Here is a 23,879-nt window from a genome sequence, read left to right on the forward strand (position 1 = left end):
GGGCTCAGGCGTCGTGGCCATCGGTCTGCCGTCGCCAGACGAGCACGGTGACGGTGCCGGCGAGGATCGCCGCGGTGAGGGCGAAGGGGATCGGGATGAGGGGGTCGACGAGGACGAGGAGTCCGGCCAGAGGCAGGGCGGTGTTGACGACGCGGTCGGCGTGGGGCCTGATCGCGAGGGCCCAGATGCCGATGACGAAGACTGCGAGCGGGATTGTGTAGGCGAAGGACGCGTAGGGCTGGTGCAGCGCGGTGTGCCCGGTGAGGACGTCGATCTCGACTTCGATGCCGGCGGAGAACGCGCCTGCGGCGGCGAAGATGAAGAAGTGCCCGTAGACGTAGGCCAGGGAGCTGGCGACGTCTTTGATGGCGTGGTGGTGCGGGGGCCAGAAGTAGATCCACCACAGGGCCGCCGTGGCGATGAGCGTGAGCGCGGCGATACCGATGAGCCGGCCGGGCGACTCGGCGTCCTGCAGGGCCTCGATGATCGCGTTGGCGGAGGCGAGCAGGCTCTCGCCGAGGAGGATGAGGGTGAACAGGCCGTAGCGCTCGGTGATATGGTGCGGGTGCCAGGGCGTGGTCCCGGTGCGCTCGGCGAGGATCGGCACGACGATTTCCGCGGCGACTAGCACGATCAGCGCGACGGTGAACATCCCGGTGGGAAGTAGCAGGGAGGCGAGCCACAGGGCCTGGACCAGTGAGATGCCGACCGCGTACCTGAGCGTGGCCCGGCGGGTGGGGCCCGACGACCGGGACGCGCGGAGCCACTGGGCGACGAGTGCCGCGCGCATGACGACGTAGGCGATGATGAGCACCGAGTAGTCGTGTTCCTCGAAGGCGGGCCCGATGCCGGAGGCGAAGACGAGCACGCCACCCATCTGCACGATGGTGGTCACCCGGTACAGCCAGTCGTCGGTGTCGAAGGACGTGGCGAACCAGGTGAAGTTCATCCAGGCCCACCAGATCCCGAAGAACACGAAGCAGTAGTTGAAGATCCCGTCGAGTACGTGCCCCTCGGTGAGTCCGTGGTGCAGTTGCGCGGCGGCGATGCTCACGGCGACGACGAAGACGAGGTCGAAGAACAGCTCCAGCGTGGACGCGGCCCGTCCGGCCTCGTTCGGGTCGCGCGGCCTCATCGCGACGAGCCGGAATCGGGAATCGGGTGTCATGACGTGGCTCTCTCCGCGTGCGAGCGTCCCACACGCCTGGCGGAGCGTCCGCGACGTGTGGTCGGCAGTGCGATCAGTTCTCGGAGAGAGTGGGACACGACGATCGACGGGTAGGTCTTGAACTCGTCGAAGTGCTCTTCCCCATGATTCTCCCTCGGCACGGCTCGGTGCGTGGCGCGTCTGTCGACATCGGACGGAACCGGCTGGTCCGAACAATTCCATACTGGATCGATGGCGGCCACTTCGGCCGTTCCGTCGAGGCTTCCCTCCTATCGCCGCGGGCGGCGGCCAAGCGCGCGACGCCGACGTCTGCAGAACGATTCCGGAATTAACGCTGATGGACAGACCTACCATTAATTCATCAGGTTCGTCTTCGCGTGGAACGGAGTGGGATAGAACCCGACCCGACGTCGAGGGATCTGTCGATGACGGTTCACTTCATGTCATGGCTGTTCGATCCGCGGAATCTGGTGACCCTCGCGGCCGTCGTGCGGCTCGGCTCGTTCGCCGCCGCCGAGCTGGGATACACCCAGTCCGCGGTCTCGCAGCAGGTCGCAGAACTGGAACGTCCTCTTGCGCCGGACGGATTCGGTCACCAGGAACACCGAGACGAACGACACGGCAGCCATCAGGGCCAGGTACAGAGCGATCGCGTCGGCCGTGTGGAACTCGGCGAACAGCGAGGTGGCGATGATCGGCGCGAGCGCACCACCGGCGACGGCGCCGATCTGGTACCCCACGGATACGCCCGAATACCGCACGCCGGCGCCGAACATCTCGGAGAACAACGCCGGGCACGGGCCGTAGGTGAGGCTGAAGACGACCTGCGCCACCACGAGTGCCAGCGTGATCAGCACGGGCGAACCCGTGTTCACGAGCCAGAACATCGGGAAGCCCCACACCGCGAGCAGCACCGCGCCGGTGAGGAACACGCGCCGCCGGCCGATGCGGTCGGACAGCGCGGCGGCCGCGGGGATCGTGAGTCCCGACGCGACGGCCGACACGAGCACCGCCACGAGGATCGTGCCGCGCGGTAGTGAAAGTGCTTGCGTGGCATAGGACAGGATGTACACGGTCAGCAGGTAGTAGGCACCGCCGTTGATCACGGTCGCGCCGGCGGCCAGCAGGATCTGCTTCGGGTGCGAACGCAGGAGTTCCAGCAGCGGCGCGCGCCGCTGCGCCGATTCCTCCGAAGGCGCCGCGTGGGTTTCCGACGCCCGCGACTGGGCGTAGAGCCCGACCGCGATCAGCACGATGCTGAGCAGGAATGGGATCCGCCAGCCCCAGGCAAGGAAGGCGGCCGGCGACACGGTGGCCGAGAGCACGAGGAACATCACGTTGGAGAAGATCAGCGCGATCGGTACGCCGAGCTGCGCGAAGCTGCCGTAGAAGCCGCGTTTGCCCTCCGGCGCGCACTCCGTGACGAGCAGTACCGCACCGCCCCATTGACCGCCCAGTGCGAGGCCTTGGATCAGCCGCAGCACCACGAGCAGGATCGGGGCGGCCACGCCGAGCGTGGCATACGGCGGCAGCAAGCCGATCGCGGTGGTCGCCGCGCCCATGATCATCATGGCGGTCACCAGCGCCGGCTTGCGGCCGAACTTGTCACCGAAGTGCCCGAACACGGCGGCCCCCACCGGTCGGATCAGGAAACCGACGGCGAACGTGCTGAACGCGAGCAGAGTGCCCGCGACCGAATCGACCGAGGGGAAGAAAAGCTTGTTCAGCACCAGCGCCGAAGCCGACGCGTAGATGAAGAAGTCGTACCACTCGATGGCCGAACCGGCGACGCTGACGAGGATGTTCTTTCTCATCTGCCGCGCCGTGCGGGCCGGTGGGGACAGCCGGCTCATGGGGTGAACTCCGTTGTTCGGTGGGGACTTGCGGAACTACGCGATCAGCGGGCGACCGAGGCGGCCGCGCAGCGGTGTTCGACCGTGGTCCACGCGCGTACCACGTCGGGGTGTGGCTCTTGCTGCGTCGAAGGGTCACGGTGCAGTACTTCGTCCGAAACGGACAGACCGCGGCGCCCCGGCAGCGCCACCACGTCGGTCACGGCGCGGAGACCCCGTCAGAACCCGCCCTCACTCCCCGCGGGATGTTTTCACCCAGCTCGAAATAGTTCGAATGGTGAAAGATCAAACGAGCTGGCCGTCATCCCGTGCACGCCGTCGCCGTCGGGGATCGTGATCACACTGACACCCGTCGGGAAATGCCGCAACGCGTGCCGGAAAGCCAAGGCATCACGCCCGTCGGGAACGAAGGTGCTGCTGGGGACGGTCACTGCCGATCACTCCTCCTCGCGAGGCCGTCAGTCCGGCCGCCGGTAGGTCTGGCGAGCAGCATCCATCAGCGATCGCAGACCGCGCCAATGCGCGTTCTGCCGTCGGACATACCAGGAGTGGCATACCGCTACGACCCGACAAGCTCCCGGAGAATGCCGATCATCGCGCTCGCCGCGGGCGTGACTTCTCGGCCGGCGGCCAACGTGATGCCGACGCTGTGACTGGCCAGCTCGAACTCCGGCCCCAAACTCACCACACCCGCCAGTCCTTCATGGATGGAGACGGACAGCGCCGCGATCGAGTCCGTGGCGAGGAGTAAATGCCTCACCGCGAGGTACGCCGTGGTCTCGACCCGGTTGACCGGCAGCGGAATGCCACGAGCGCTGAAAAACTGGTCCAGCTCGCCGCGCAAACGAGCGTCGGCATCGGGAAAGATCCACGGATAACCGGAAAGCTCCGACGCATCGATTCCTTCGCGGCCGGCCAGCGGATGCTCCGCGCGGACCACGAGCGACACGGCCTCCTCGTGCAGTGGGAGCCGGATGAAGTGTTCGTCCGTCGGCTGCGTCAGCCGGCCCACCACAAGGTCGAGGCGTCCCGACCCCAGTTCAGACAGCATCCTGCGGGGCAACGCCTCGGTCAGCTCGACGGTCAAGGGCGGGTGCCGGGCCTTCAAGACCTCCACCGCCCGCGGGACAAGAGCATTCGACCCCGTGAGGTGGATACCGATCGCGACCGTCCCGCGGTCGGCGTCCCGTAGCTGCGCCACGTGCTTCCCAGCCTGGCGAATCTGGGACACGACAGCCCGAGCATGCGCCGCGAACGCCTCACTGAACGGCGTCGGCAACAGCCCCCTCGGGTTCCGGTCGTACAACGCCACCCCGAGGATTTCCTCGAGTTCGCGCAGCGTGCGCGTCGCGGCGGGCTGGGTGATGTTCAAATCATCGGCGGCCGCCACCAAGGTGCCACGACGCGCGATCGCATCGACCAGCAGCAGATGCCGGATCTTCAACCGTCCGTCGAGAAGATTGGGCGTCATCATGGTGCTCGACATACCGATACACACAGAGCTTCAGCCCACATTGGCATCGTGGAAACATACCGCAATCCGGCTCCGACGGGGCGCGTACGAGGTAGGAGCGCACGTTACGCGCGAGCCGCCTTCCCAGGCGGTCGCCACGACCGTCGGTAAGAACCGCCGGCCGCGCGCCACGAACGTCCTGTAGCCCGATCCGGGAATCACCCGGTGTCCGGATTTCGCGTGAAGGAGTAAACGGTCATGAGCGAGAGTTTCGAGGGCCAGAAGGTCGTCGTGGTCGGCGGCAGCAGCGGTATGGGGCTGGCCACGGCCCACCAGGTGGTCGCCGCGGGTGGCACCGCCGTGATCACGGGCCGGAATCCCGAGCGAGTCCAGGCGGCAGTCGACGCTTTGTCGCAGAAGGGAAAGGCCTGGGGTCTCACGACGGAACTGACCGACCGTGACCAGGTACCCGAGGTCCGTAAGCAGCTCGCTGCCGAACACGCCGATGCCAACCTGCTCGTCAACGCGGCGGGATTCTTCATCCCGAGGGCGTTCAGCGAATACGACGAAGCCTTCTACGACTCGTACAACGAACTGAACCGAGCGCTGTTCTTCATCACGCAGACGGTCGTCGCGGGCATGGTCGCGGGCGGCAAGGGCGGCGCCATCGTGAACGTCGGCTCGATGTGGGCGCACCAGGGCATCGCGGCGACACCGCACACCGGTTACTCCGTGCAGAAGGGCGGTATCCACTCGTTCACCAAGGCACTCGCGATCGAGCTCGCCCCGCACGGGATCCGGGTCAACGCGGTCGCTCCCGCGGTCGTCAAAACGCCCCTGTACTTGGGCTTCGTGCCGGAGGACAAGCTCGACGAAACGGTCGACAGCTTCGCCGGCGTTCACCCGCTGGGGCGGGTGGGCACACCGGAGGACATCGCGAACGCCGTGTCGTTCCTGCTGTCGGACAAGTCGAGCTGGATGACCGGCGCCATCGTCGACGTCGACGGCGGCGTGATGGCCGGCCGCAACTGACCCGGGATCGGCAAAGCCCGGACAACGACGCCCGTCGGCGCTGAGCGCTGCCCAGCCCCGACGGGCGTCCGGAACCGGTCACGGACCCACGGTTCCGGAATTCGTTGCGCCTCAGTGACCACGGCGGGTGGGCGCCGCCGCCGGCACCCGCCCGCCGGTCCGTCAGGAGGCGACGATCCCCTCACCGCCGGCGGCATCCGGCGCTGCGATCGTGCCGACTGCCGTGAGGCTGCCGTCGCGCCCGATGCGGAAGGCGTCGACTTCGCCGGCCTTTCCGGCCTGGGCGTAGAGGAACTTGCCGTCGCCGGACGCGGTGAGGTCGATCGTGCCGGCCGAAGCAGGCGTCTGGCCGATCAGCTCGAGCCGGCCGTGGCCAACGGAGTAGGTCGTGATGGTCCCGCTGCCGGCGTTGGCGACGTAGGCGTAGTCGCCCGCGACCGTGATCCAGCAGCTCGCCGCCTGGCCGGTGGCCACGGTCTCCGCGACGGTCGCGCGTCCGGCCTTGTCGATGTGGACCGAGGCGACCGCGTTCGGGCCCGCTTCCGTGAGCAGGACCCGGCCGCCGCGGTCGAAGGCGAAGCCGAAAGGAACCGAGCCGGCGCCGGTCGACGTGACCGTCGGCTTGGCGGACAGTCCGAGCAGAGTGTTGACCGAGTAGACCATCAGGCTGTCGCCGACGGCCTTGGTCGCCACCACGAGGTGCGATCCGTCGGGCGTGAACTCGACCTGGGCGGGGGTGTGCGTGAACTGCGGTGCGGCGTTGGGGTCGAGCCCCAGCGCCCGGTGCTGGCCGGGCAGCGGGATCAGGTGACCACCGAGGTTCCAGTAGCCCTGGAGCGACCCGCCGTCCAGAGCGTTGAGGACGTAGACCCGGTCACCGTGGACTGCGACACTCACGGGGAATCGGCCGCCGGAGGCCAGAGTCTGGATGCGAACCAGCTGACCGCCACGGACGGCGAACACGGTCACGGTGTTGCTGCCGGCGTTCGTCGCGATCAGCACTTGGTGGCGCTCGTCGTAGGCGAGCGAGCCCTGTGAAGCCTGGTGGTCGACGACCGACCCGTCCAACACGCCGCCGAGGCCACCGGTCTGGTAGACAGCCGTTTGCTTCAGCGTCCCGTCGGAGGACCGGCGGTAGGCGACGACAGCGTTGCCCTTCGGGCTGTCGGTCTGCACGAACACCGCACCACTGTGGTCCTGTGCGGACGCCGAGGCCTCCGGAGCCGCGATCGTGATGGTCGCCAGAACAGCGGCAGCCCCGAGCGCGGCGCGGGTGATGATGTGTCTTGCCATTCTTTTGTCGGTTCCTTTTCTGTGGTCTTGCCGTTCGTTGTGTTTGCCTCGATCCGGGGAACCGACGCCGACCCGAACCAGGCCGGCACACCTGGACCGAACGGCATGCCACGCGACCCGCCGAGCGACAAGACGTGACCATCGTTTCCTCGTACGTGTGACTAGGTGTCGCTCCATCGCGCCGTCTTACCGACGGCGCCGCGATCATTCCTCGACGCAGGATCCTGGGGTACGAACGGGCAAATACGTGCGATCTCGCTCGACGACGGGCCGGCCTCGACGGTCTACCGGCACCTGGGCAAGACCCGCGACGCCACCGTCGGCCGCGTGATCCACCGGGCGACGACAGACGACCCGACCGGCGCCGGCGCGCTGTGGTGCGCTCCGGCGCCGGTACCGATGCAACGGGAGAGAACGGGCTCAGTTTCCGGTACGCTCCGGCGCGATTCGAAGGACGACCGGACCACCCTTGGCGCCGGAAACAGCGCGCTCAAGGGCCGTCGCCGCCTCGGCCAGTGGCAGTGTGGCGCCCACCGACAAGGTCAGCCGGCCATCACCCAGGAGCAGACAAAGCTCCTCGAGCTGGGCCGAATCCGGGCGTACGTAAACGTCGGCAACGCTGATGCCACGCTCGGCCGCCGGCGGGTCGCCGGTGATGGTCGCCATCCGACCGCCCGCTCGCAAAGCCAGGACGGTGTCGGCGCTGCCTCCGGAAACAGCGTTGACGGCGGCGTCGACTCCGACGCCGCCGGTCAATTCACGGACACGATCCGGCCAGCTGCTGTCGTGGTAGTCGACGACCTCGGTCGCCCCGGCCCGTACCACTCGAGCGGTGCTCGACGGTCCGGAAGTGGCGATCACCCGGACCCCACGCAGTGCGGCGAGCTGCACAGCCAACCCGCCGGTTGTCCCACCGGCGCCGTGGACGAGCAGCGTCTCGTTCTCGGCGACTTTGAGCGATTCGGAGAGCACCTGTTCCGCTGTCAGCGCAGGCACCGGGAACGCCGCCGCCGTGTCCCATGGCACGCCGAGAGGCTTCAGCACGAGCAGATCGGCGTCTACGACCAAGCGCTCGGCCCAGCAACCCTGGTGACGCAGCGGAACCGGATGGCCGAGAATTTCGTCGCCCGGCCGAAGGTTCGTGACCTTCGAACCGACCGCGACAACCGTGCCGGCGACTTCCACGCCGAGGGCCATCGGCGGTGTCAACCCGACGTTCCAGGCCCCGTCTCGGACAATGCCGTCCCAGTTGCCGACGCCGGCCGCCGCAACCTCGACCAACACTTCCTCGGGACCGGGGCCATCAGGCTCGGGGAGGTCGAGTAACTCGACTCGGCCACCGATCTCACGCACTCCAGCGGCACGCATCAATTCTCCTTTTATTTTGATCGATCTGGTATTTTTTGACCACTCGACGATGGGGCCGACTTCATCCGCGCCGGCCAAAGGTGCACGTGGGCGGCGCAATCGGTCGGCCGCGATCGACATGCGTCGAGACAGCCTCATGTGCGGGATGACCCGGCAACAAACGTGCCCCGATATCGGATGCTTTTCGCCACCGAGGTCACGGCGGCTCCCGCCAGGTCGGCAGTGTCGGATCGCAGACGCGCCAACAGAGCTGCAACCTGATCGTCGGCTTCCGGGTGTTCGGGCTCACGGATCGCCAGCGCCGGGGTATCCGCGCGCCGTGGTTCCTCCCACGCAACCACACTAGTCACCCTTTGGACCCGTGATAGAGTCCAAATCCTCGAAAGAAATGGGTACCACATCCGGGATGGAACTCTTACTGCCGATCGAACCGCTGACCCCCGGACAACCACGCCGGGTTCAGCTCGAAAGCGCCCTGCGCGAGGCGGTGCGGAGTGGCCGGCTGGCGGCCGGCGAGCGGTTGCCCGCCAGCCGCGTATTGGCCGAAGACCTGGGAATCTCTCGGCGCCTTGTGGTCGAGGTCTACACGCAGCTGACCGCCGAGGGCTATCTGGTCAGCCGACCGGGCTCTGGCACCTGCGTCTCCGAGCTGTCCCTCCCGCCGGCGACCGAGGTGCCTGACGCTCTCCGGTCAGGAGAGGGCCTGCCTCGATGGGACATGCGTCCTGGCGTTCCGACGCTGTCGGCGTTCCCTCGCCGCCTCTGGCGGCGTGCGTGGACGGCCGCGCTGGCTGCCGCGGCGGATTCCGATCTGGGCTACCCCGACCCCGCCGGACATCCCCGGCTGCGCCGAGTGCTGGCCGCTTACCTCGGCCGGGTCCGCGGCGTGGACGCCGACCCCCAGCGGCTGTTGATCTGCGCGGGCTTTACTCAAGGTCTCCACTTGCTCGCACAAACGCTGCGTACCCGAGGTGCCACGACCGTCGCGCTCGAGGACCCCGGATTGCCACACCGGGCGTCCATCCTGCGCCAGGCCGGTCTGACCGTCCTGCCCGTCCCGGTCGATGCCGACGGCATCCTTGTGGATCGACTACCCGAGCGGGGCGTCGACGCGGTACTGACCACGCCGGCCCATCAGTTCCCCACCGGTGCGATCATGGCGCCCGCCCGCCGGGAGGCGGTGCTGGCCTGGGCCGGGAGATGTGGCGCCATCGTCGTCGAGGACGACTACGATGGCGAGTTCCGCTTCGATCGACGTGCCGTCGGCTGTCTGCAAGGCCGTGCACCCGACCGTGTCGTCTACGTCGGATCCACCAGCAAGACGCTCGCCCCGGCGATCCGGTTGGGCTGGCTGGTCAGCCCGGCCGAGCTGCACGCCGAGCTATTGCCGAACAAGTTCCTCGCCGATCACGGCAGCCCGACTCTCGATCAGCTCGCTCTGGCCCATCTCGTCGAAGCCGGCGATTACGACCGGCACATCCGCGCCGCCCGGACCCGCTACCGAACAGCCCGGCGAGCACTCGAACTGGCCATCACCCGCCATCGTGTGCCCCTGCAGCTCGTCGGGACGGCCGCCGGTGTCCAGACCCTCGCCACCCGACTCGACGACACCCACCCTGATCACTTGACCGCGCGCGCACGGGCGCTCGGGATCGTTTTCGACTCCATCACCCGCTACCAGCTCAACCCTGACCCGAACCCTGACGGTGTGGTGATCGGCTACGGCAACATCGCGTCACACGCCATCGACGAGGCCATCGCCCTGCTCGCCACCACCATCGGGCGGCAACGCGGATCAGTCTGCTGAGGAAGCACGCCGACCAGACCGCTTCGTCGGAGGAGAGTTGGTCCACCAAGTCCGGTCCGTGGCCCCGGACGATCGGAGCCGAAGTCAGGCCTTGAACGCCCTGATGCAGTCAATCGCCATGTCCAGCGCGACTTTCATGGGCGCGACGTCCTGTTTGGTCTGCGCGAGCAGGTACCCGCCTTGAAGGGCCCCGATCAGCCCGATCGCGAGCCGCTGAGGGTCGGCGTCCGGCCGCAGCTTGCCGGCGACTCGCATCCGCTCCAGGCCCTCCGCGATCAGGCCTTCCCACCGCTCGAAATGCGCGGCGAGCTCTGAACGTGCTCGCTCGTTCCGGTCGGACAGCTCACTCGCCAGCGAGCCGAGGGGGCAACCGTACGCACCGTTGCGCAGGGCGTTGTTCTGGACGACCGCGTCTCGCCACCGCTCCAGACCCCGCATGGAGTTCAGCCGCCTCAGCTGCTCCTCGTGCCAAGTGAGCACGAATTGCGCCCGGCGGCCGATGACTTCCTGGACCAAGGCGTCCTTGTCATCGAAGTGGTGATAAAGCTGCGACTTGCTCGTGCCGCTGGCCGCGCGCACATCGTCGAGCGTGGTCGCGGCCACGCCCTTCACAGACATCAAATCGACTGCCGCTTGCAGGATTCGGGCGCGCGTCGCCTCACCCCGCGCCGTCAGCCGGGTAGCCCTCACCGTGCGCTCCGGTTCTGCCACGGTGACAGGTTACCGCACGCGCACCTGCAACGACGGACGCGACAGCCATCGAGGGGTCTGTCATCCGCCGAGGTCAGCGAGGACCAACTGGGCCAGAACGGCGGCCCGGCCGATCGTCATGTCCTTGCTCGGGGCCTCGCGCGGCCAGGACGTGGCGGAGCATGATGTCAAATGGCTCCAGCACGTCATCCGATGTGCCCACCTTCCGGAACCGGCCCATCGCACCGACGAGCGCCCCCATGACCGCGGTCGCCAACTCGGCCGGCCTCGACCCGATCGCGAGTTCGCCGCGATCGCGCAGCCGCAGGAAGGCGCCTTCGAGCGCGGACTGCCACGGCCCGAGACTCATCGCCAGGGCCTGACCGGCCCGACCGTCGCGCCCAGTCAACTCGTGGACGACGATGCCCAGCGGGTATCCGGCCGAGATCCACGTGGCGCGATAACGGGCTACCACATCGTCACGCCACTGGTAGAGGTCGTCGGGGCTGACGGCCGCCATCAGCCGGCGGCCGGGACTCTCGAAGACGTCGCGAACCTGGATCCGCACCAGCTCCACGACGAGTGCCTCGACGTCCGCGAAGTAGCCGCGCAGCCACGATCCGCTCACGCCCGCCATGTCGGCCACCACGCCGAGTTCCGCGGCCCGAAGCCCGCGCTGACACAACAGGTCCACCACCGCGGCCAGTACCCGTTGCCTCGCAGCACCATCGGCCACGGACTCGAAGGTCGCCCCCTCTCCGGCGGAATCACCGGTCATGACCCGACCCCCGGCACGAAAGAGCGACAACACTTGCGCAGACCTTATTAACTGGACTAATAGGTCCCTTATTTCGTTCTTCGACGACGTTTGACGTTCGGCCATCGCCTCCACTCGCGGCGACCTCAGTGGCGGAACTTTCCCAGTGGAGAGCGTCGTTATTCGCAGAAATTCGGGTACGGCGTCGAACCGGCGTCACCTCAAGGTCCAGCATGATGCCACCGTATACTGGACCTTGAGGTCCAAGCAAAGCGTGGACCACCACCGCGTGCCTCGTCACAGCGCGACCTGACGCTCCCATGAGAGTCGCGTTGCCGACCTGCTGCCTCGCCCCACCGGTGCGGCGCGATCAGCAACGCCTCGCGCTCGCCGCACGCCCGCGATTCCGGTGGCGCGATTCGCGGCGGACTGAAACCGAAAGGAATCGGTAAGGTCGGCTCAGCGGCTGCAGCAGATCTCGGGCCTCGGCCTCAACCAATGCCGGACGGGACGGCGTGCCGCCACGAACGATCCACCCCGGGTTCGTCGCGCGCTCCTGTCGACCGAACGCACGGCGCCAATGCGGCTACCAGGGAGGATACCGTTGCTCGCGCAGGTACGCCGCCTTCCGCCGTGGAGCCGATCACCGGCTTCGTCCCGCACGCGACGCGCGAAGAGCCCTCGGCAGTGCGCACCCAGCCTGCTCCCGACGGGGCCGAGTGCTGACTCCATGCGGACCGTGCGGTCCAGCTGGTCGTAGGTCGCCGGTCACACAGTGCGGTAACCTGACGGCCGTGGACGAACCGGAGGGCACGACGCAGACAACCCGGCTGACCGCCCGCGGCGCGGCGACCCGGTCCCGCATCGTGCAGGCGGCAGTCGACTTGATCCAGGTCAAAGGAGTGGCCGCGACCACGCTCGACGACGTCCGGGCAGCCAGCAGCACGAGCAAGTCGCAGCTCTACCACCACTTCCCCGACAAGAAAGCCCTCGTGCGCGAGGTCGTGGCAGCCCAGGGCGCGCAGCTCATCGCCCGCCAGGAGGACCAGCTCAGGCGGTTGAACTCGATCCGCGGCCTCGAACGTTGGCGCGACGCGCTCCTCCAGCGTGCCTCCCTCCGCGACGGAGCCTACGGCTGTGCGATCGGCTCGCTGGCCTCCGAGCTGGCCGATCGGGACCATGAAGCCCGCTCGATGCTCGCGAAGTACTTCGAGATCTGGGAGGAGCTGCTGGCGGAGGGGCTGACACGGATGCGCGCCTCCGGCATCCTCCGGCGGGACGCGGATCCCGAAAAGCTCGCGACCTTTCTGGTCGCCGCGTTGCAGGGTGGTTACCTGCTCGCGCAGACGGCCCACTCCACCGAGCCCATGAAGCTGACGCTCGACATGGCGATCGATCACGTTCGTACCTTCCTGGCCGCGTAGCCGCCCGCACCGGAATCGAACAGTGGACCCGACCGTCCAGAACGCTTCCGGGCCGAGGTGTACTCCGCACCGCACGTCCGCTAGTGTTCGAGGCATGTCGGGTGACCAGACCGGGATGCACGCCGAGGACGCCCCGGAGCCGCACCGGCTGGTTGTGACAGCGGCGATCAACCTGCTGCGCGAGCGCCAGCTCGGGGAGATCACCTTCGCCGACGTCACGGCGGCCAGCGGTGTCCCCGCGGCACAACTCCAGCAGGCGTTCGAGAACGAAGACGCGCTTTTCGAGGCGGTCGTCCACGCCCAGGTAGCAGGCGTGCTGGCCGCCCAGAAGCCCCTGCTGGAGGGAGTGCGCTCGCTCTCCGATCTCCAAGCCTGGCGGGACAAGCTCGTCGAGGACAACCGCATCAGCGGCGGCGCCGGCGGCTGCCCGATCGGGTCGCTCATCGGCGAGCTCGCCGGACGGTACGACCGTGGTCACCGCGCCCTGGTCGATGGGTTCGCGGCATGGGAAAGCCTTCTCGCGGCGGCGTTCCGGCGCATCCGGGAAAACGGTGAGCTCGACTCCGGCGCCGACCCGGACACGATCGCCACCGCCATCATGGGTGCGCTGCAGGGCGGATTCCTGCTCGCCCGGACCACACGTGACCCCGACCAGCTGGCCACGGTCCTCGACGTGTCGCTCGATCACCTGAGGATGCATTCCTCTCGGTACCGTTCTGGACGGGGCAGGCCTCTCATGCCGCCGTCATCGAGCGAAGTCCGCAGCTGACCTGACCTCTCACAGACGGGGCATAGCCGGCGCCGCAGGACCGGATGGGATGCTGGTCAGAGCGGGTCGTCGCCGCCGAATTCGTGCAGCGCGCGCAACAGGGCCTCGTGATCTCCCGAGCAGGCGCAGCACGACTGCAAATGTGTCGCCAACCCTGGGTAATGCTCTTCGGGGTTGTCGCCGGCCGCCGCCATCTCCGTATAGGTGTGGAGCGCGTCGAGAGCGAGGTCGCAACCGACGTCCCGCGGATCGGTCCGGAGGAACTCGTCCAGTGCGTCACAGGTGCTCATGCCTTGCCTCGAGACTTGTCATTTCGTGGATGCCCGCCACGAACCTTGGGTGCCTGGCTCCGGCTTGTCCATTGCAATCCTGGACCGTTAGCACCCGCTCTTCGGTGGTTCTTACGAGTAAGAACCACCGACTCCGAGACACTGTCAGGCATCGATGGGGACAAGTACACGGATCTCGACATCCACATGCGGATCTCCGTCCGGTCTTCCACCTTGGACACTCCCCACCCATAATGGCGAAGTGATCGAGATCAGTCCGCTGCAGGCGGAAGACCGCGACCGCTGGGAAGAATTGGCGCGCGGTTAGAAGGAGTTCTACCGGACCAAGGTGTCGGATGAGGATTACGAACGGACCTGGCAGCGGCTTCTGCGGGCCGAGGATGTGTTCGGCTGCGCCGCCCGGCTCGACGGCGAGCAGGTAGTCGGCATCGCCCATTACCTGTTCCACGCCAACCCGTGGTCGTCAGGTTCGTGCTACCTGCAGGACTTGTTCGTGGACAAGGCCGCGCGCGGCCACGGCGCAGGGCGTTTGCTGATCGAGCACGTCGCCCAGGCGGCCCGGGACCGCGGTGCGGCCCGGCTTTACTGGCACACCAAGCAAGACAACGAGCGTGCGCGGCTGCTCTACGACAAAATCGCCAACTTTCACGGTTTCATCAGCTATGTCCACCCGCTGGATTGAGCACCGGCACCTTTTCGACGTCCCTGAGGCGTTCTTCAGGTCGCTTCAGGGCTCATCCAGCCCGTTCTCCCCACGCTCACGGCAGCATCAGAGGAAGTGCGCCTGGTCCTGCCGCGGCAGGCCTCCACTCCGGTGGACAGCGTGTCGCTGCTGCGGCCGGACGACCAGGTCTGCCCTACGTGTTCTGTCGCCGTGAATCACGAACCTCCGCGGGCCGAATCGAAAACTTGCCACGGGTTGACAAGGCCGTAGCGTCGAACCACCTCATCCAGCCAAGCGGGGTCGCCGAAGGTCAGCCCGTACCTGGCGGCCAGTTCCGCGATCGCGGCAGGCTCTCGCCGGTCATCCCCCAGGAGTTCAGCGAGATCGTGGAAGTCCTGCTCGAAGCCGCCGGGCGTGATGATCACGATGATCCTGGCCGGATCACCGTTCAGGCCGTGTCACAGTTGCCGGCCCGGCAGTGGGGTGGTCTCAGTCTTGGTCTTCGAGTCGTTACGGGCGAACGCGGATGATCGTCTTGCCCTTTTTCCGCTGGGTCGGGTTGAACGCGGCCACGGCGTCGTCGAGGCTCGCCACGGTGCCGATGTTGGTCCGCACCCGGCCGTCCCGCACGCGCTGCACGATTTCACCCAGCTGAGTGCGATCGGCCTCGACCACGAAGTCGATCGCCAGGCCGTCGGCGGGCCGGACCTCCGGCGGGCCGGCGATCGTCACCAGCATCCCCCCGGCCCGAACCAGCCCCGCGGACCGCGACCCGATGTCACCACCGAACACATCGAACACCAGATCCACACTCCCGACCTCTTCCAGCGCGTCGTTCTCCAAGTCGACGAACTCGTTCGCACCGAAATCCCGCGCCGCCTCACGGTCGGCCTTGCGCCCGGTACCCACAACGTAAGCACCCGCCTCGCGCGCGAGTTGCGTCACCATCGACCCGACTCCCCCGGCCGCGCCGTGGACGAGGACACTCTGCCCGACCTCCAGCCGGCCGTGCACGAACAACCCCTGCCACGCGGTCAAACCCGAGATCGGGAGGCTCGCACCCACGGTGAAGTCCACATCACCGGGCAGCGGCGCGAGGTTGCGCGCCTCGACGACCGCGTACTCCGCCAGCGTGCCGTCGCGAGTCCAGTCCGTCAGACCGAACACCCGCTGGCCCACCGACAATCCCGCGGTGCCATAGCCCAGGCTCGCGACCACCCCGGCCACCTCGTGCCCGGGGATCGATGGCGTCCGATCGCGGTCCAGGCGATCCGTCCAGGTCGAGGGCCACGACAGTTCGCCGGGGGTGAACCCCGACGCGTGAACCTCGACGAGGACATCGTTGCCCGCCGCGGCCGGCTCGGACCGTTCCACGAGCTTCATCCCGGCCGTTCCCGCGGCCTCGTCCGTCACCACGATCGCCTTCATCGGGCACCTCTCTCTGCATCCGGTCTTCGCCTGAACAGTACTTTCAGTTCACCGGTATTGGCGGCGTGAAATCTTGACGTCTTACGACACTGATCAACAGGGAGCATCGGCGCACTCCGGCACGCTTACCGCACGACCATACCGTGAAAAATTTTCAGGACAGTTTGACGCAGGTCGAGTCGGATGTCGGCCCCGAAAGATCTCGTGCCGAACACACCGATCCGGTCAGTCGCCGTTCTCCTCCATTATTCTGTTGGCAATGGTGAATGCGGTGTTGGCCGCGGGTACCCCGCAGTAGATGGCCGATTGCAGCAGGACTTCCTGGATTTCGGCGCGAGTGATTCCGTCCCGCAGCGCGGCCCGGATGTGCATGGCGAATTCCTCCTGGTGGCCGTTGGCGATCATCGCGGTGAGGGTCATGCACCGGCGGGTCGCCCGGGAGAGGCCGGGACGAGTCCAGATCTCGCCCCAGGCGTAGCGGGTGATGAAGTCCTGGAACACGGAGGTGAACTCGGTGGTCCTGGCGATCGCCCGATCCACGTGGGCGTCGCCCAAGACGGCCCTGCGTACGGCGAGGCCGGCGGCATAGCGGGAGCCGTCGTCATCGGGGACTGTCGTGTCCCGTGTCTCGCCGCGGCCGTCGAGATGGCAGCGCAGCGCGGCCAGCACGGGAGCGGGACGTTCGACCGTGACGAGGTGCGCCGCGTGCGCGGCCTCGGTGAGGCTCGCTCCCGGAATTCGATCTGCCATGAGGCGGGCGTGGTCTACCGGTGTCACCCGGTCCTCACGACCGGCGATCACCAGCGTGGGCGCGGTGATCCGGGACAGCTCGGCACGGAGGTCGAACGACGCCAGTGCTTCGCAGCTCCTGGCGTAGGCCGTGGCGTCGGTGGCCCGCAGGCCGGCGACCAGCGCCTGGGCGGCGGGATCGGCCACGAAGGCCGGGGTGAACCACCGGCCGGCGGCGGTATCTGCGACGGGAGCAATGCCCTCGGTTCGGACGAGGCGCGCGCGTCCGTGCCAGCGGTCAGGCTCGCCGAAGCGAGCCGACGTGGAGACGAGCATGAGCGAGGCGACGCGGTCGGGGTGGTGGACGGCGAGCCACGTGCCGACGGCTCCGCCCAACGAGGTCCCCGCATAGGCGAAGCGGGCGATGCCGAGGTGGTCCGCGAGCGCGAGAACCAGGCCGGCGATGTCGCCGACGGTGGCCTCGACGGGCAGCAGCTCAGCCGCAGAGCCGCCGTGCCCCGGCAGGTCGTATCGGATTACCTGACGGCCACGAGCCAGGGCCGACGCCTGCGGCTCCCACAAGGACAGCGTGGTACCGAGTGACGGTCCGAGTATCAAGGGGTGCGCGCTGCCCGCACCGTCGACGCGATGGTGCAGGACGGTCATGGGATGTCTTTCGTGCTGGTGGTCATCACGATGGGTGACGTGTCGGACGCTTCCAGGTCATCGAGGATCGTTACTGGACCTGCCCATGTGCCGACCGGCGGTCGTCGACACATCGACCGGCATCGGATACCGGCGGCTGGTGACAGACCCGGCGTCGACGAGACCGAGACCCGCCTTGGCGCGGTTCTGGCTCTCGTCGACGCCCGCCGTCGGCGATTCCTCGCCGAGTTCTGTGTACCGCGGTCGCCGCGATGACGGGGATGCTCAGATGAAGGTGAACAGCCGGTCTGCCTCGAAACGCGAAATCGGGCCCTTGTACGCCTTGGCCCGGTCGGGGTAGCCGAGAGCCAGCAGCACGGTCGTGGTGTGACCGGTTTCGCGGATCTTGAACGCCTTGTCGACGCTGGTCGGGTCGAACCCTTCGAGCGGTGTGGCGTCGACGCCGAGCTCGACGGCCGCCATCATGGTCATCCCCAGCACCATGTAGGTCTGCTTTTCCATCCAGTGGTTCAGATCCTTGTAGGCGTAGTTGCGCAGGTTCAGGAAGTCCCGCGTCATGTACTGCCACATCGCGTTCTTGTCCGGGTCGGGAAACCGGCCGTCGGCAGTCTCCTTGGCGAACACCTCGTCGAGGTGGCTGTCGGGCACATCCGCCCGCGTGGTGAGAATGATGGTGTGCGACGCGTTCAGGATCTTCGAGCCGTTGTCCTGGAATCGTTCGCCCAAGTTGTCCGCGAGCTGCTTCTTGGCTTCGGCCGAGGCGAGGACGTAGAAGTGGTTCGGCTGGATGTTCGTCGAGGTCGGTGCGGACCGCAGGAATCGCAGCAGTTGGTGAAGGGTTTCGTCCGGGATGGTCTTGCTGCCGTCGAAAGCCCTGGTGAGGTGCTGGCTCATGAGCTTTTCGAGATCCATGTCAATCTGCTTTCTTGTGGCAACCGATAGGTGAACAGCGGTGGATCGGGGAGTTCGGGCTAGTTCTTGCCGTGGGCGATCAGTTCGCCGATCCGATCGAAGCCCAGACCCGTGGTGGCGGCCGCGAGGTCCCCCGCGACGAGGGCCTTGGTGGCCTGTTCGAGCGCCGCCATCGCGTTGGCGTAGAGGAACGGCCCCAAACTGATGCGCTTGACGCCGGCCTTCTGCAGCTCAGCGACCGTCAGCACCTTGTCCGAAGGGGACACGAGGACGTTGACCGGCGTGGGCGCGACCGCGGTGACGATCGCCTCGAGTGCGTCGAGGTCGGGCGGGAACGGTGCGTAGACCACATCCGCGCCGACCTCGGCGAAAGCCGTGAGGCGCCGGATCGTGTCGTCGAGATCGGGTCGCCCCTGGATGAAGTTGTCGGTGCGCCCGGTCACGGCGATGCGTCCCTTGGCCGCGTCGACGGCGCCGCGCACGCGATGGACCGCCTCGTCGAAGTCGCGGATCGGCTGGTCGGGATCACCCGAGGTGTCCTCGACGCCGATACCGGCCAGGCCGAACTCGACCGCGGCCCCGACGGTCGCCGCGACGTCTTCAGGCGTGTCGCCGTAACCGTCCTCGAAGTCCCCGTTCACGGGAAGTCCGGTGAGCCGGGCGAGCAGCCCCGCATGCTCGAGGTGCTCGCTGCGGGTGACTTCGTGGCGGCCATCGGACCGGCCGAGCATGGCCGCGAGCGCTGCCGACGACGTCGCGATCGCCTCGAAACCGGCATCGGCCAGCATCAGCGCCGAGAGGCCGTCCCAGGCGTTGGGCATGACGAAGCCACCGTCGCGAGTGTGCAGCGCCATGAATTTCTCATAGAGCTCGGAGCCCGGCATAGCGCACCTTTCGTGGATGATCATGGGGCCGTGAGGGGGTTACCGGGTTGTGTGCGCCGCCTTGACGGCGGCTGTGGCGATCAGCCGGGCGTGCCGGCGGCGTCGACCGCGGGGATGTCGATATCGGTCTGGTTGACGTTGTTGATGAAGTTCGTGAGCAGCGCTTGCACCGCGACGGTGACAATCGCCAAGATCTGTGCATCGGTGTACCCGGCGTCTCGCACACCCGCGAGGTCCTCGTCACTGACCTGTCCGCGGCTGTCGACCACCCGCCGAGCGAAGTTGGCGGCCGCGGCGCGCTTGGGGTCGACCGAGCTCCCGGCGCGGCCCAGAGCGATGTCGTCGCTCGACATACCGCCGAACTCGGACGACACGTACGTGTGCATTGCCAGGCAGTAGTCGCAGCCGTTGGCTTCCGACACGGTCAGCGCGATGCTGTGCCGGGTCCTCGCGTCCAGAACCCGGCTCAAGGTGCTTTGCAGTGTCGTGACGACTCCGAGAACAGTCGGGTTCGCCGCGATGACCTTGAACATGTCCGGGACGAAGCCGAGCTGCGCGCCAATCCCCTCGAGTATCTGCCGCGAGTCGGCGGGGACGTCTTCTGGAGCAGGCGCGTTCAGTCGTGACACAGCGAATCAACCTCCGGTAGGTGTGTGAGTGGTCAGCGTCACGCTCAAGTCGGCTCTTACTGCTCCCGAGTTCCGCCGCAGCGGTAAGCCCGCGCTGCCTGTGGCTTGACTGGTGGCGGCGGTTGCGTTGGACCTGGTGACGTGCGTTGCGAGGGGCGATTCCGTCGGCGCCGAGTTCCGGATCTCGTCGCGACGAAGAACCCCGGACTGGACTATACAGACCAGACACTCGCGCACGAACGCTCCCTGTCGAGTCGGTCTTACCGGCTCCACCGCTCACTGGTTGACAGTCAATGGACTTTTGAGTCCACTAGTGAGGGCACCGCACGCCATCTGAGGCCCTGCTCCCGCGCACCCGAGGGAGGGGACCATCGACCTGCCGCCGGACTGTTCTCTGCACTGGCAGCCCGCCTTCCCCGTGGACGCGAAGCTGACACTCAAGAGCCTGAGGCGCGGCCGCCACGATCCGACCCACCGCGAGGAAGCCGACGGGACCCTGTGGCGGACAGCCCTGACCCCGTCCGGGCCGGTCACCTACCGGATCCGGCAACAGCGCCTGGACGACCTGGACATCGACGCGTGGGGGCCCGGTGCCGCGGAACTCGTCGAGAACATCCGTACCGAGCTCGGCGAACACGACCGTCCAGAGGACTTCCGACCGGCACATCCCGTTCTGGAGCGGGCCTGGAGCAGGCTGCCCGGCCTCCGCGTTCCGCGCACGGGACGACTGTTCGAAGCCCTCGTCCCGGCAATTCTCGAACAGCGGGTGGTCGGTTTGGACGCTCAAGCCGCCTGGACGCGCCTCGTCGGCGCACACGGCGGCCCGGCACCGGGTCCGGCGCCCGACCCGATGCGGGTCATGCCTTCGCCCGACGTGTGGGCGAACCTTCCGATCTGGGAATGGCGGCGTGCCGGCGTCGACCTGCACCGCTCGAAGACCGTCATCTTCGCCGCACGGCACGCGGCCAAGCTCAACCGTGCCGCCGGTGACCCCGCTCGCGCGTATCAACTGATGTCAGCGATGCCGGGCATCGGAGTGTGGACTGCAGCGCAGGTCGGGCACCGCGCGCTCGGCGACGCCGACGCGCTGCCGCTCGGCGACTTCCACCTCGGCCGGATGACCGGCACGGCCCTGCTCGGCCGTCCACTGGCGCAGCACGAGATCGAGGCGTTCTACCTGCCGTGGCGGCCGCACCGCTATCGGGTGGTTCGCCTCCTCGAGCTCACTCCGCGCGCTGCGCCGCGGCGCAGCCACCGCGCACCACGCGCCCGGCCGTTCCGCTGACGATTGGCAATGAACAGCCTACGTCAAATGACGTAGGCACTGCAGTGAATGACTGAGTGACACCTGGGAAAAACGAACGATTGCCGGGTTCTCCCGCCCGTCCTACGTTCGATCCAGTGGTTGACGGAAGGAACTCAATGACATCGATCGTCCATTTACTGGATGGTGCCTGCGTCGCGATCCTCAATGGGTACCGGGACGGCCGGACGAAGCCGGCGGAGTTGCGCGTCAGTCCCTCCGGGTACGAATCCGTTGCGCTCGTCAAACGGGCCGAACTGTCCCGAGGAAACCCACTGGTACTGCTCGACCTCGATGTCGTCGTCGATCATTCACTCGAAGGCGACAAGACAGCCATCACCTGGGCGGGAACGCCGGAACAGGAGCCACAATGCTGAGCGCCGAGGAAAATGCCTATCTCTGCCGCGTCGGGCCAGGCACGCCGATGGGTGCGCTGCTGCGCCGGTACTGGCTCCCGATCTGCCTCTCGAGCGACGTCGCGGAGCCCGACGGACCTCCCCGGAAGTTCCGCCTCGTCGGCGAGGATTTCGTGGTCTTCCGTGATTCCGCCGGAACCGTCGGCGTGCTGGATGAGAAATGCATGCACCGCGGCGCGTCCCTGGCGATCGGCCGCGTGGAGGACTGCGGCATCCGCTGCCTGTACCACGGGTGGAAATTCGGGGCGGACGGGACGATCCAGGAGACACCCAATCTCCCCGACTCGCGGTTCCGAAACCGTCTGCGGGCGCCGGCACACCCCGTGCACGAGGCCGGTCAGATCGTCTGGGTGTACCTGGGCCCGGCGGACAAGCAGCCCCCGCCGCCGAGCTACGTCTGGATGAACGTGCCGCCTGGCCACCTCGCGACGACGAAGGCCGTTCAGAGGGGCAACTTCATCCAGGGGGTCGAGGGAGAGATCGACTCATCCCATGTCGGCCTGCTCCACCAAACCGAGATCGCCCTCGCCAGGACAGGCGAATACGACCCGGACGGTATCGGCCGGGACCGCTTCCCGACGACCGACGACGCTCCCCTGCTCGAGGTCGAGGACACGAAGTTCGGCTTCCACTACGCGGCGATCCGGAAACTCAAGGGTGAGCACGAAGGCCAGTCCTACGTGCGCGTCACACCGTTCATCATGCCGTTCCAGGCGCTGATCCCCCCGATGAACCTGGGCTTTCTCTACGTCCCGATCGACGACACGCACACCTGCACGTACGTGGTGACGGGCGATCCGGCGAAGCCGATCGACAAGGCGGAATGGCTGAAGTGGCGGAGCCTCCAGGATGTCCAAGCGCCGGACTACGTCCTGAGTCCAGTGCAGGATCGCGAGGCGATGGTGGCGGGCACCTCGTTCTCGGGAGTGGCCGGCCTCATTCCTCAGGACGCACTGGTGACCGATTCGATGGAACCCATCGTCGACCGGTCGAAAGAGCATCTCGTCGCGGCGGACATCGCCGTGGTGCGCATGCGGCGCCTGCTGATCGACGCGGCGCGCAGTGTCGAGGCGGGCGGCGATCCCGTGGGGCTCGACGGCTCCGTCGACTGGGCCAAGTTCACCGCCGGGTCGGGAGTCATCCCCCAGGGGGTTCCGTGGCAGACGCTGGTCCCGACGAACGTCACTGATTGATCAAACCGCCCATCTCTCCGGGAGGCCGGCCGCCGGCCGGCCTGCACGAAGCGACGACGAAGTGGAGTCGAACGGTGACCCAGACGGACATGACACGGCGAGAGGTCGAACTCGACCTCGTGGTGGTGCGACGAACCGTGATCGCCCAGGAGGTCGTCGAGCTGGTCCTCGCGAGCCGGTCGGGAGAGGGCCTTCCCGCGTGGGAAGCCGGCAGCCACGTGGATCTTCTCCTCGACGACGGGCTCGTGCGGCAGTACTCACTCTGCGGTCGGCCGGCGCGCGCCGAGTGGCGCGTCGCGGTGTTGCGCGAACACGATGGCCGCGGAGGGTCGGCCCACGTCCACGATCGGCTGACCGAAGGCGCCGCTGTGCGCGTTCGGGGGCCGAGGAACAACTTCCCGCTGCTGCCGTCGCCGCGCTACCTGTTCGTCGCCGGCGGGATCGGCATCACCCCGATCCTGCCCATGGTCGCCGCGGCCGAGGCGGCCGGCGCCCGGTGGCAGCTCTTGTACGGAGGGCGCACCCGTGGGTCGATGGCCTACAGTGCGGAGCTCGCGTCGAGATACGGGAACCGGGTCGTCCTCTGCCCGGAAGACGAGAACGGCCGGCTCGACCTGGACGAATGGCTCGGAACTCCGGCCGACGATGTCCTCGTCTACTGCTGTGGACCGGAGTCCTTGCTGCTCGCGGTCGAGGAACGGTGTGCGAGGTGGAAGGCCGGCTCGTTGCGGCTGGAGCGCTTCGTCCCGAAGGCAGTACCCGATTCGCCGGGCCGCTCGTCGTTCGAGGTCGAGCTGGCTCGTACCGGCGGCTCGCTGACGGTAGCACCCGACGAAACCATTCTCAGAGCAGTGGAACGCGCCGGGGTCCGGCCTCCCTATTCGTGCGAGCAGGGTACGTGCGGGACCTGTGAGACGAAGGTTCTTTCCGGAACGCCGGACCATCGTGACTCCCTGCTCACCGACGAGGAACGGGAAGAAGGCAAGACCATGATGATCTGCGTGTCCCGGGCCGGGTGCTCGAAACTCGTACTCGATTTATGATGTCGTGGAGCCCGGCCGGCACCGGATCCGATATCCCCGCCGGGTCACCATCAGGCGTGCTGTCCTCGGCGGCACGATCAGCCTCACCACGTCGGTCCACCGGGAGCA

The 23,879-nt window shown here is 67.3% G+C and carries 24 protein-coding genes and 3 pseudogenes; 10 read left to right on the top strand and 17 right to left on the bottom strand.

The genetic code is table 11. The annotated features are described in order from the left end of the window. Positions 1–4 precede the first annotated feature (4 nt). Positions 5–1,168: a low temperature requirement protein A gene (locus tag K1T34_RS00975; RefSeq protein ID WP_220242423.1), complete on the bottom strand. Its 1,164-nt coding sequence runs from the start codon at positions 1,166–1,168 to the stop codon at positions 5–7. 440 nt (positions 1,169–1,608) lie between these two features. On the opposite strand from K1T34_RS00975, the pseudogene K1T34_RS52990 reads away from it, so the two are divergent. Then, positions 1,609–1,689 (top strand): annotated as a pseudogene (locus tag K1T34_RS52990) (hypothetical protein); the annotation flags it as partial. A 66-nt stretch (positions 1,690–1,755) separates the two neighbouring features. Here K1T34_RS52990 and K1T34_RS00980 read toward each other — a convergent pair. The 4 genes and pseudogenes from K1T34_RS00980 to K1T34_RS00995 all read right to left on the bottom strand — a co-directional run. Next, positions 1,756–3,021, bottom strand: a pseudogene (locus K1T34_RS00980) (MFS transporter); the annotation flags it as partial. Positions 3,022–3,065: 44 nt separating this feature from the next. Further along, positions 3,066–3,224 (bottom strand): hypothetical protein, encoded by a 159-nt coding sequence (locus tag K1T34_RS00985; protein ID WP_220242425.1) that lies wholly within the window; start codon positions 3,222–3,224, stop codon positions 3,066–3,068. 48 nt (positions 3,225–3,272) lie between these two features. After that, positions 3,273–3,452 carry a hypothetical protein gene (locus K1T34_RS00990; protein ID WP_220242426.1) on the bottom strand — a complete coding sequence of 60 codons (180 nt, stop codon included), beginning with the start codon at positions 3,450–3,452 and terminating at the stop codon, positions 3,273–3,275. Between the two features lie 128 nt (positions 3,453–3,580). Beyond that, on the bottom strand, positions 3,581–4,507 hold the full coding sequence (locus tag K1T34_RS00995) for a LysR substrate-binding domain-containing protein (protein ID WP_255638214.1): 927 nt from the start codon (positions 4,505–4,507) through the stop codon (positions 3,581–3,583). Positions 4,508–4,732: 225 nt separating this feature from the next. Between K1T34_RS00995 and K1T34_RS01000 the strand changes: the two genes are divergently transcribed. After that, positions 4,733–5,506: an SDR family NAD(P)-dependent oxidoreductase gene (locus K1T34_RS01000; RefSeq protein ID WP_220242427.1), complete on the top strand. Its 774-nt coding sequence runs from the start codon at positions 4,733–4,735 to the stop codon at positions 5,504–5,506. 162 nt (positions 5,507–5,668) lie between these two features. Here the strand turns inward: K1T34_RS01000 and K1T34_RS01005 are convergent, their stop codons facing one another. Both K1T34_RS01005 and K1T34_RS01010 read right to left on the bottom strand, forming a co-directional pair. Continuing rightward, positions 5,669–6,799 (bottom strand): beta-propeller fold lactonase family protein, encoded by a 1,131-nt coding sequence (locus K1T34_RS01005; protein WP_220242428.1) that lies wholly within the window; start codon positions 6,797–6,799, stop codon positions 5,669–5,671. A 420-nt stretch (positions 6,800–7,219) separates the two neighbouring features. Further along, on the bottom strand, positions 7,220–8,287 hold the full coding sequence (locus K1T34_RS01010; protein WP_220242429.1) for an NADP-dependent oxidoreductase: 1,068 nt from the start codon (positions 8,285–8,287) through the stop codon (positions 7,220–7,222). A 286-nt stretch (positions 8,288–8,573) separates the two neighbouring features. Between K1T34_RS01010 and K1T34_RS01015 the strand changes: the two genes are divergently transcribed. Next, on the top strand, positions 8,574–9,974 hold the full coding sequence (locus K1T34_RS01015) for a PLP-dependent aminotransferase family protein (RefSeq protein WP_220242430.1): 1,401 nt from the start codon (positions 8,574–8,576) through the stop codon (positions 9,972–9,974). Between the two features lie 84 nt (positions 9,975–10,058). Here the strand turns inward: K1T34_RS01015 and K1T34_RS01020 are convergent, their stop codons facing one another. After that, complete coding sequence (locus K1T34_RS01020; RefSeq protein ID WP_255638215.1) at positions 10,059–10,685, bottom strand: TetR/AcrR family transcriptional regulator; 627 nt, start codon at positions 10,683–10,685, stop codon at positions 10,059–10,061. 73 nt (positions 10,686–10,758) lie between these two features. Then, positions 10,759–11,442: a TetR/AcrR family transcriptional regulator gene (locus K1T34_RS01025; RefSeq protein ID WP_220242431.1), complete on the bottom strand. Its 684-nt coding sequence runs from the start codon at positions 11,440–11,442 to the stop codon at positions 10,759–10,761. 773 nt (positions 11,443–12,215) lie between these two features. Between K1T34_RS01025 and K1T34_RS01030 the strand changes: the two genes are divergently transcribed. Then, positions 12,216–12,845, top strand: coding sequence for a TetR/AcrR family transcriptional regulator (locus tag K1T34_RS01030; RefSeq protein WP_255638216.1), 630 nt, complete (start codon positions 12,216–12,218; stop codon positions 12,843–12,845). Between the two features lie 94 nt (positions 12,846–12,939). Next, on the top strand, positions 12,940–13,614 hold the full coding sequence (locus K1T34_RS01035; RefSeq protein ID WP_220242432.1) for a TetR/AcrR family transcriptional regulator: 675 nt from the start codon (positions 12,940–12,942) through the stop codon (positions 13,612–13,614). Between the two features lie 56 nt (positions 13,615–13,670). Here K1T34_RS01035 and K1T34_RS01040 read toward each other — a convergent pair whose 3' ends face one another. Continuing rightward, positions 13,671–13,904: a hypothetical protein gene (locus K1T34_RS01040; RefSeq protein WP_220242433.1), complete on the bottom strand. Its 234-nt coding sequence runs from the start codon at positions 13,902–13,904 to the stop codon at positions 13,671–13,673. Positions 13,905–14,232: 328 nt separating this feature from the next. On the opposite strand from K1T34_RS01040, the gene K1T34_RS01045 reads away from it, so the two are divergent. After that, the gene (locus tag K1T34_RS01045; protein ID WP_255638217.1) at positions 14,233–14,586 is read left to right on the top strand and encodes an N-acetyltransferase; all 354 of its coding nucleotides are present in this window, start codon (positions 14,233–14,235) and stop codon (positions 14,584–14,586) included. 197 nt (positions 14,587–14,783) lie between these two features. Here the strand turns inward: K1T34_RS01045 and K1T34_RS01050 are convergent, their stop codons facing one another. The 7 genes and pseudogenes from K1T34_RS01050 to K1T34_RS01075 all read right to left on the bottom strand — a co-directional run bounded on the left by K1T34_RS01050 (position 14,784) and on the right by K1T34_RS01075 (position 19,816). Further along, on the bottom strand, positions 14,784–14,993 hold the full coding sequence (locus tag K1T34_RS01050) for a hypothetical protein (RefSeq protein ID WP_220242434.1): 210 nt from the start codon (positions 14,991–14,993) through the stop codon (positions 14,784–14,786). A gap of 85 nt (positions 14,994–15,078) precedes the next feature. Beyond that, positions 15,079–15,996 carry an NADP-dependent oxidoreductase gene (locus K1T34_RS01055; protein WP_220242435.1) on the bottom strand — a complete coding sequence of 306 codons (918 nt, stop codon included), beginning with the start codon at positions 15,994–15,996 and terminating at the stop codon, positions 15,079–15,081. A 225-nt stretch (positions 15,997–16,221) separates the two neighbouring features. Continuing rightward, positions 16,222–16,653, bottom strand: coding sequence for a 4-carboxymuconolactone decarboxylase (pcaC, locus tag K1T34_RS52995; protein ID WP_255638871.1), 432 nt, complete (start codon positions 16,651–16,653; stop codon positions 16,222–16,224). Next, a pseudogene (gene pcaD / locus K1T34_RS53000) lies at positions 16,651–17,391 on the bottom strand (3-oxoadipate enol-lactonase); the annotation flags it as partial. The pseudogene pcaD and the gene pcaC, both read right to left, overlap by 3 nt. 264 nt (positions 17,392–17,655) lie before the next feature. Continuing rightward, positions 17,656–18,303 carry a nitroreductase family protein gene (locus K1T34_RS01065; RefSeq protein ID WP_220242437.1) on the bottom strand — a complete coding sequence of 216 codons (648 nt, stop codon included), beginning with the start codon at positions 18,301–18,303 and terminating at the stop codon, positions 17,656–17,658. A gap of 59 nt (positions 18,304–18,362) precedes the next feature. Further along, entirely contained in the window at positions 18,363–19,157 is a 795-nt protein-coding gene (locus K1T34_RS01070; RefSeq protein ID WP_255638218.1) for an isocitrate lyase/phosphoenolpyruvate mutase family protein, read from the bottom strand. 110 nt (positions 19,158–19,267) lie between these two features. Beyond that, on the bottom strand, positions 19,268–19,816 hold the full coding sequence (locus tag K1T34_RS01075) for a carboxymuconolactone decarboxylase family protein (protein ID WP_220242439.1): 549 nt from the start codon (positions 19,814–19,816) through the stop codon (positions 19,268–19,270). 418 nt (positions 19,817–20,234) lie between these two features. Between K1T34_RS01075 and K1T34_RS01080 the strand changes: the two genes are divergently transcribed. The 4 genes from K1T34_RS01080 to K1T34_RS01095 all read left to right on the top strand — a co-directional run bounded on the left by K1T34_RS01080 (position 20,235) and on the right by K1T34_RS01095 (position 23,771). Continuing rightward, positions 20,235–21,101 (top strand): DNA-3-methyladenine glycosylase, encoded by an 867-nt coding sequence (locus tag K1T34_RS01080; RefSeq protein ID WP_220242440.1) that lies wholly within the window; start codon positions 20,235–20,237, stop codon positions 21,099–21,101. Positions 21,102–21,238: 137 nt separating this feature from the next. Then, complete coding sequence (locus K1T34_RS01085; protein ID WP_220242441.1) at positions 21,239–21,496, top strand: hypothetical protein; 258 nt, start codon at positions 21,239–21,241, stop codon at positions 21,494–21,496. After that, a complete protein-coding gene (locus tag K1T34_RS01090; RefSeq protein WP_220242442.1) occupies positions 21,490–22,728 on the top strand; it encodes a Rieske 2Fe-2S domain-containing protein in 1,239 nt (412 codons plus the stop codon). The genes K1T34_RS01085 and K1T34_RS01090 overlap by 7 nt, the downstream gene beginning before the upstream one ends. 89 nt (positions 22,729–22,817) lie before the next feature. Continuing rightward, positions 22,818–23,771: a PDR/VanB family oxidoreductase gene (locus K1T34_RS01095; protein ID WP_220246927.1), complete on the top strand. Its 954-nt coding sequence runs from the start codon at positions 22,818–22,820 to the stop codon at positions 23,769–23,771. Positions 23,772–23,879 lie beyond the last annotated feature (108 nt).

Source organism: Amycolatopsis sp. DSM 110486, from assembly GCF_019468465.1.
Taxonomy (GTDB): domain Bacteria; phylum Actinomycetota; class Actinomycetes; order Mycobacteriales; family Pseudonocardiaceae; genus Amycolatopsis.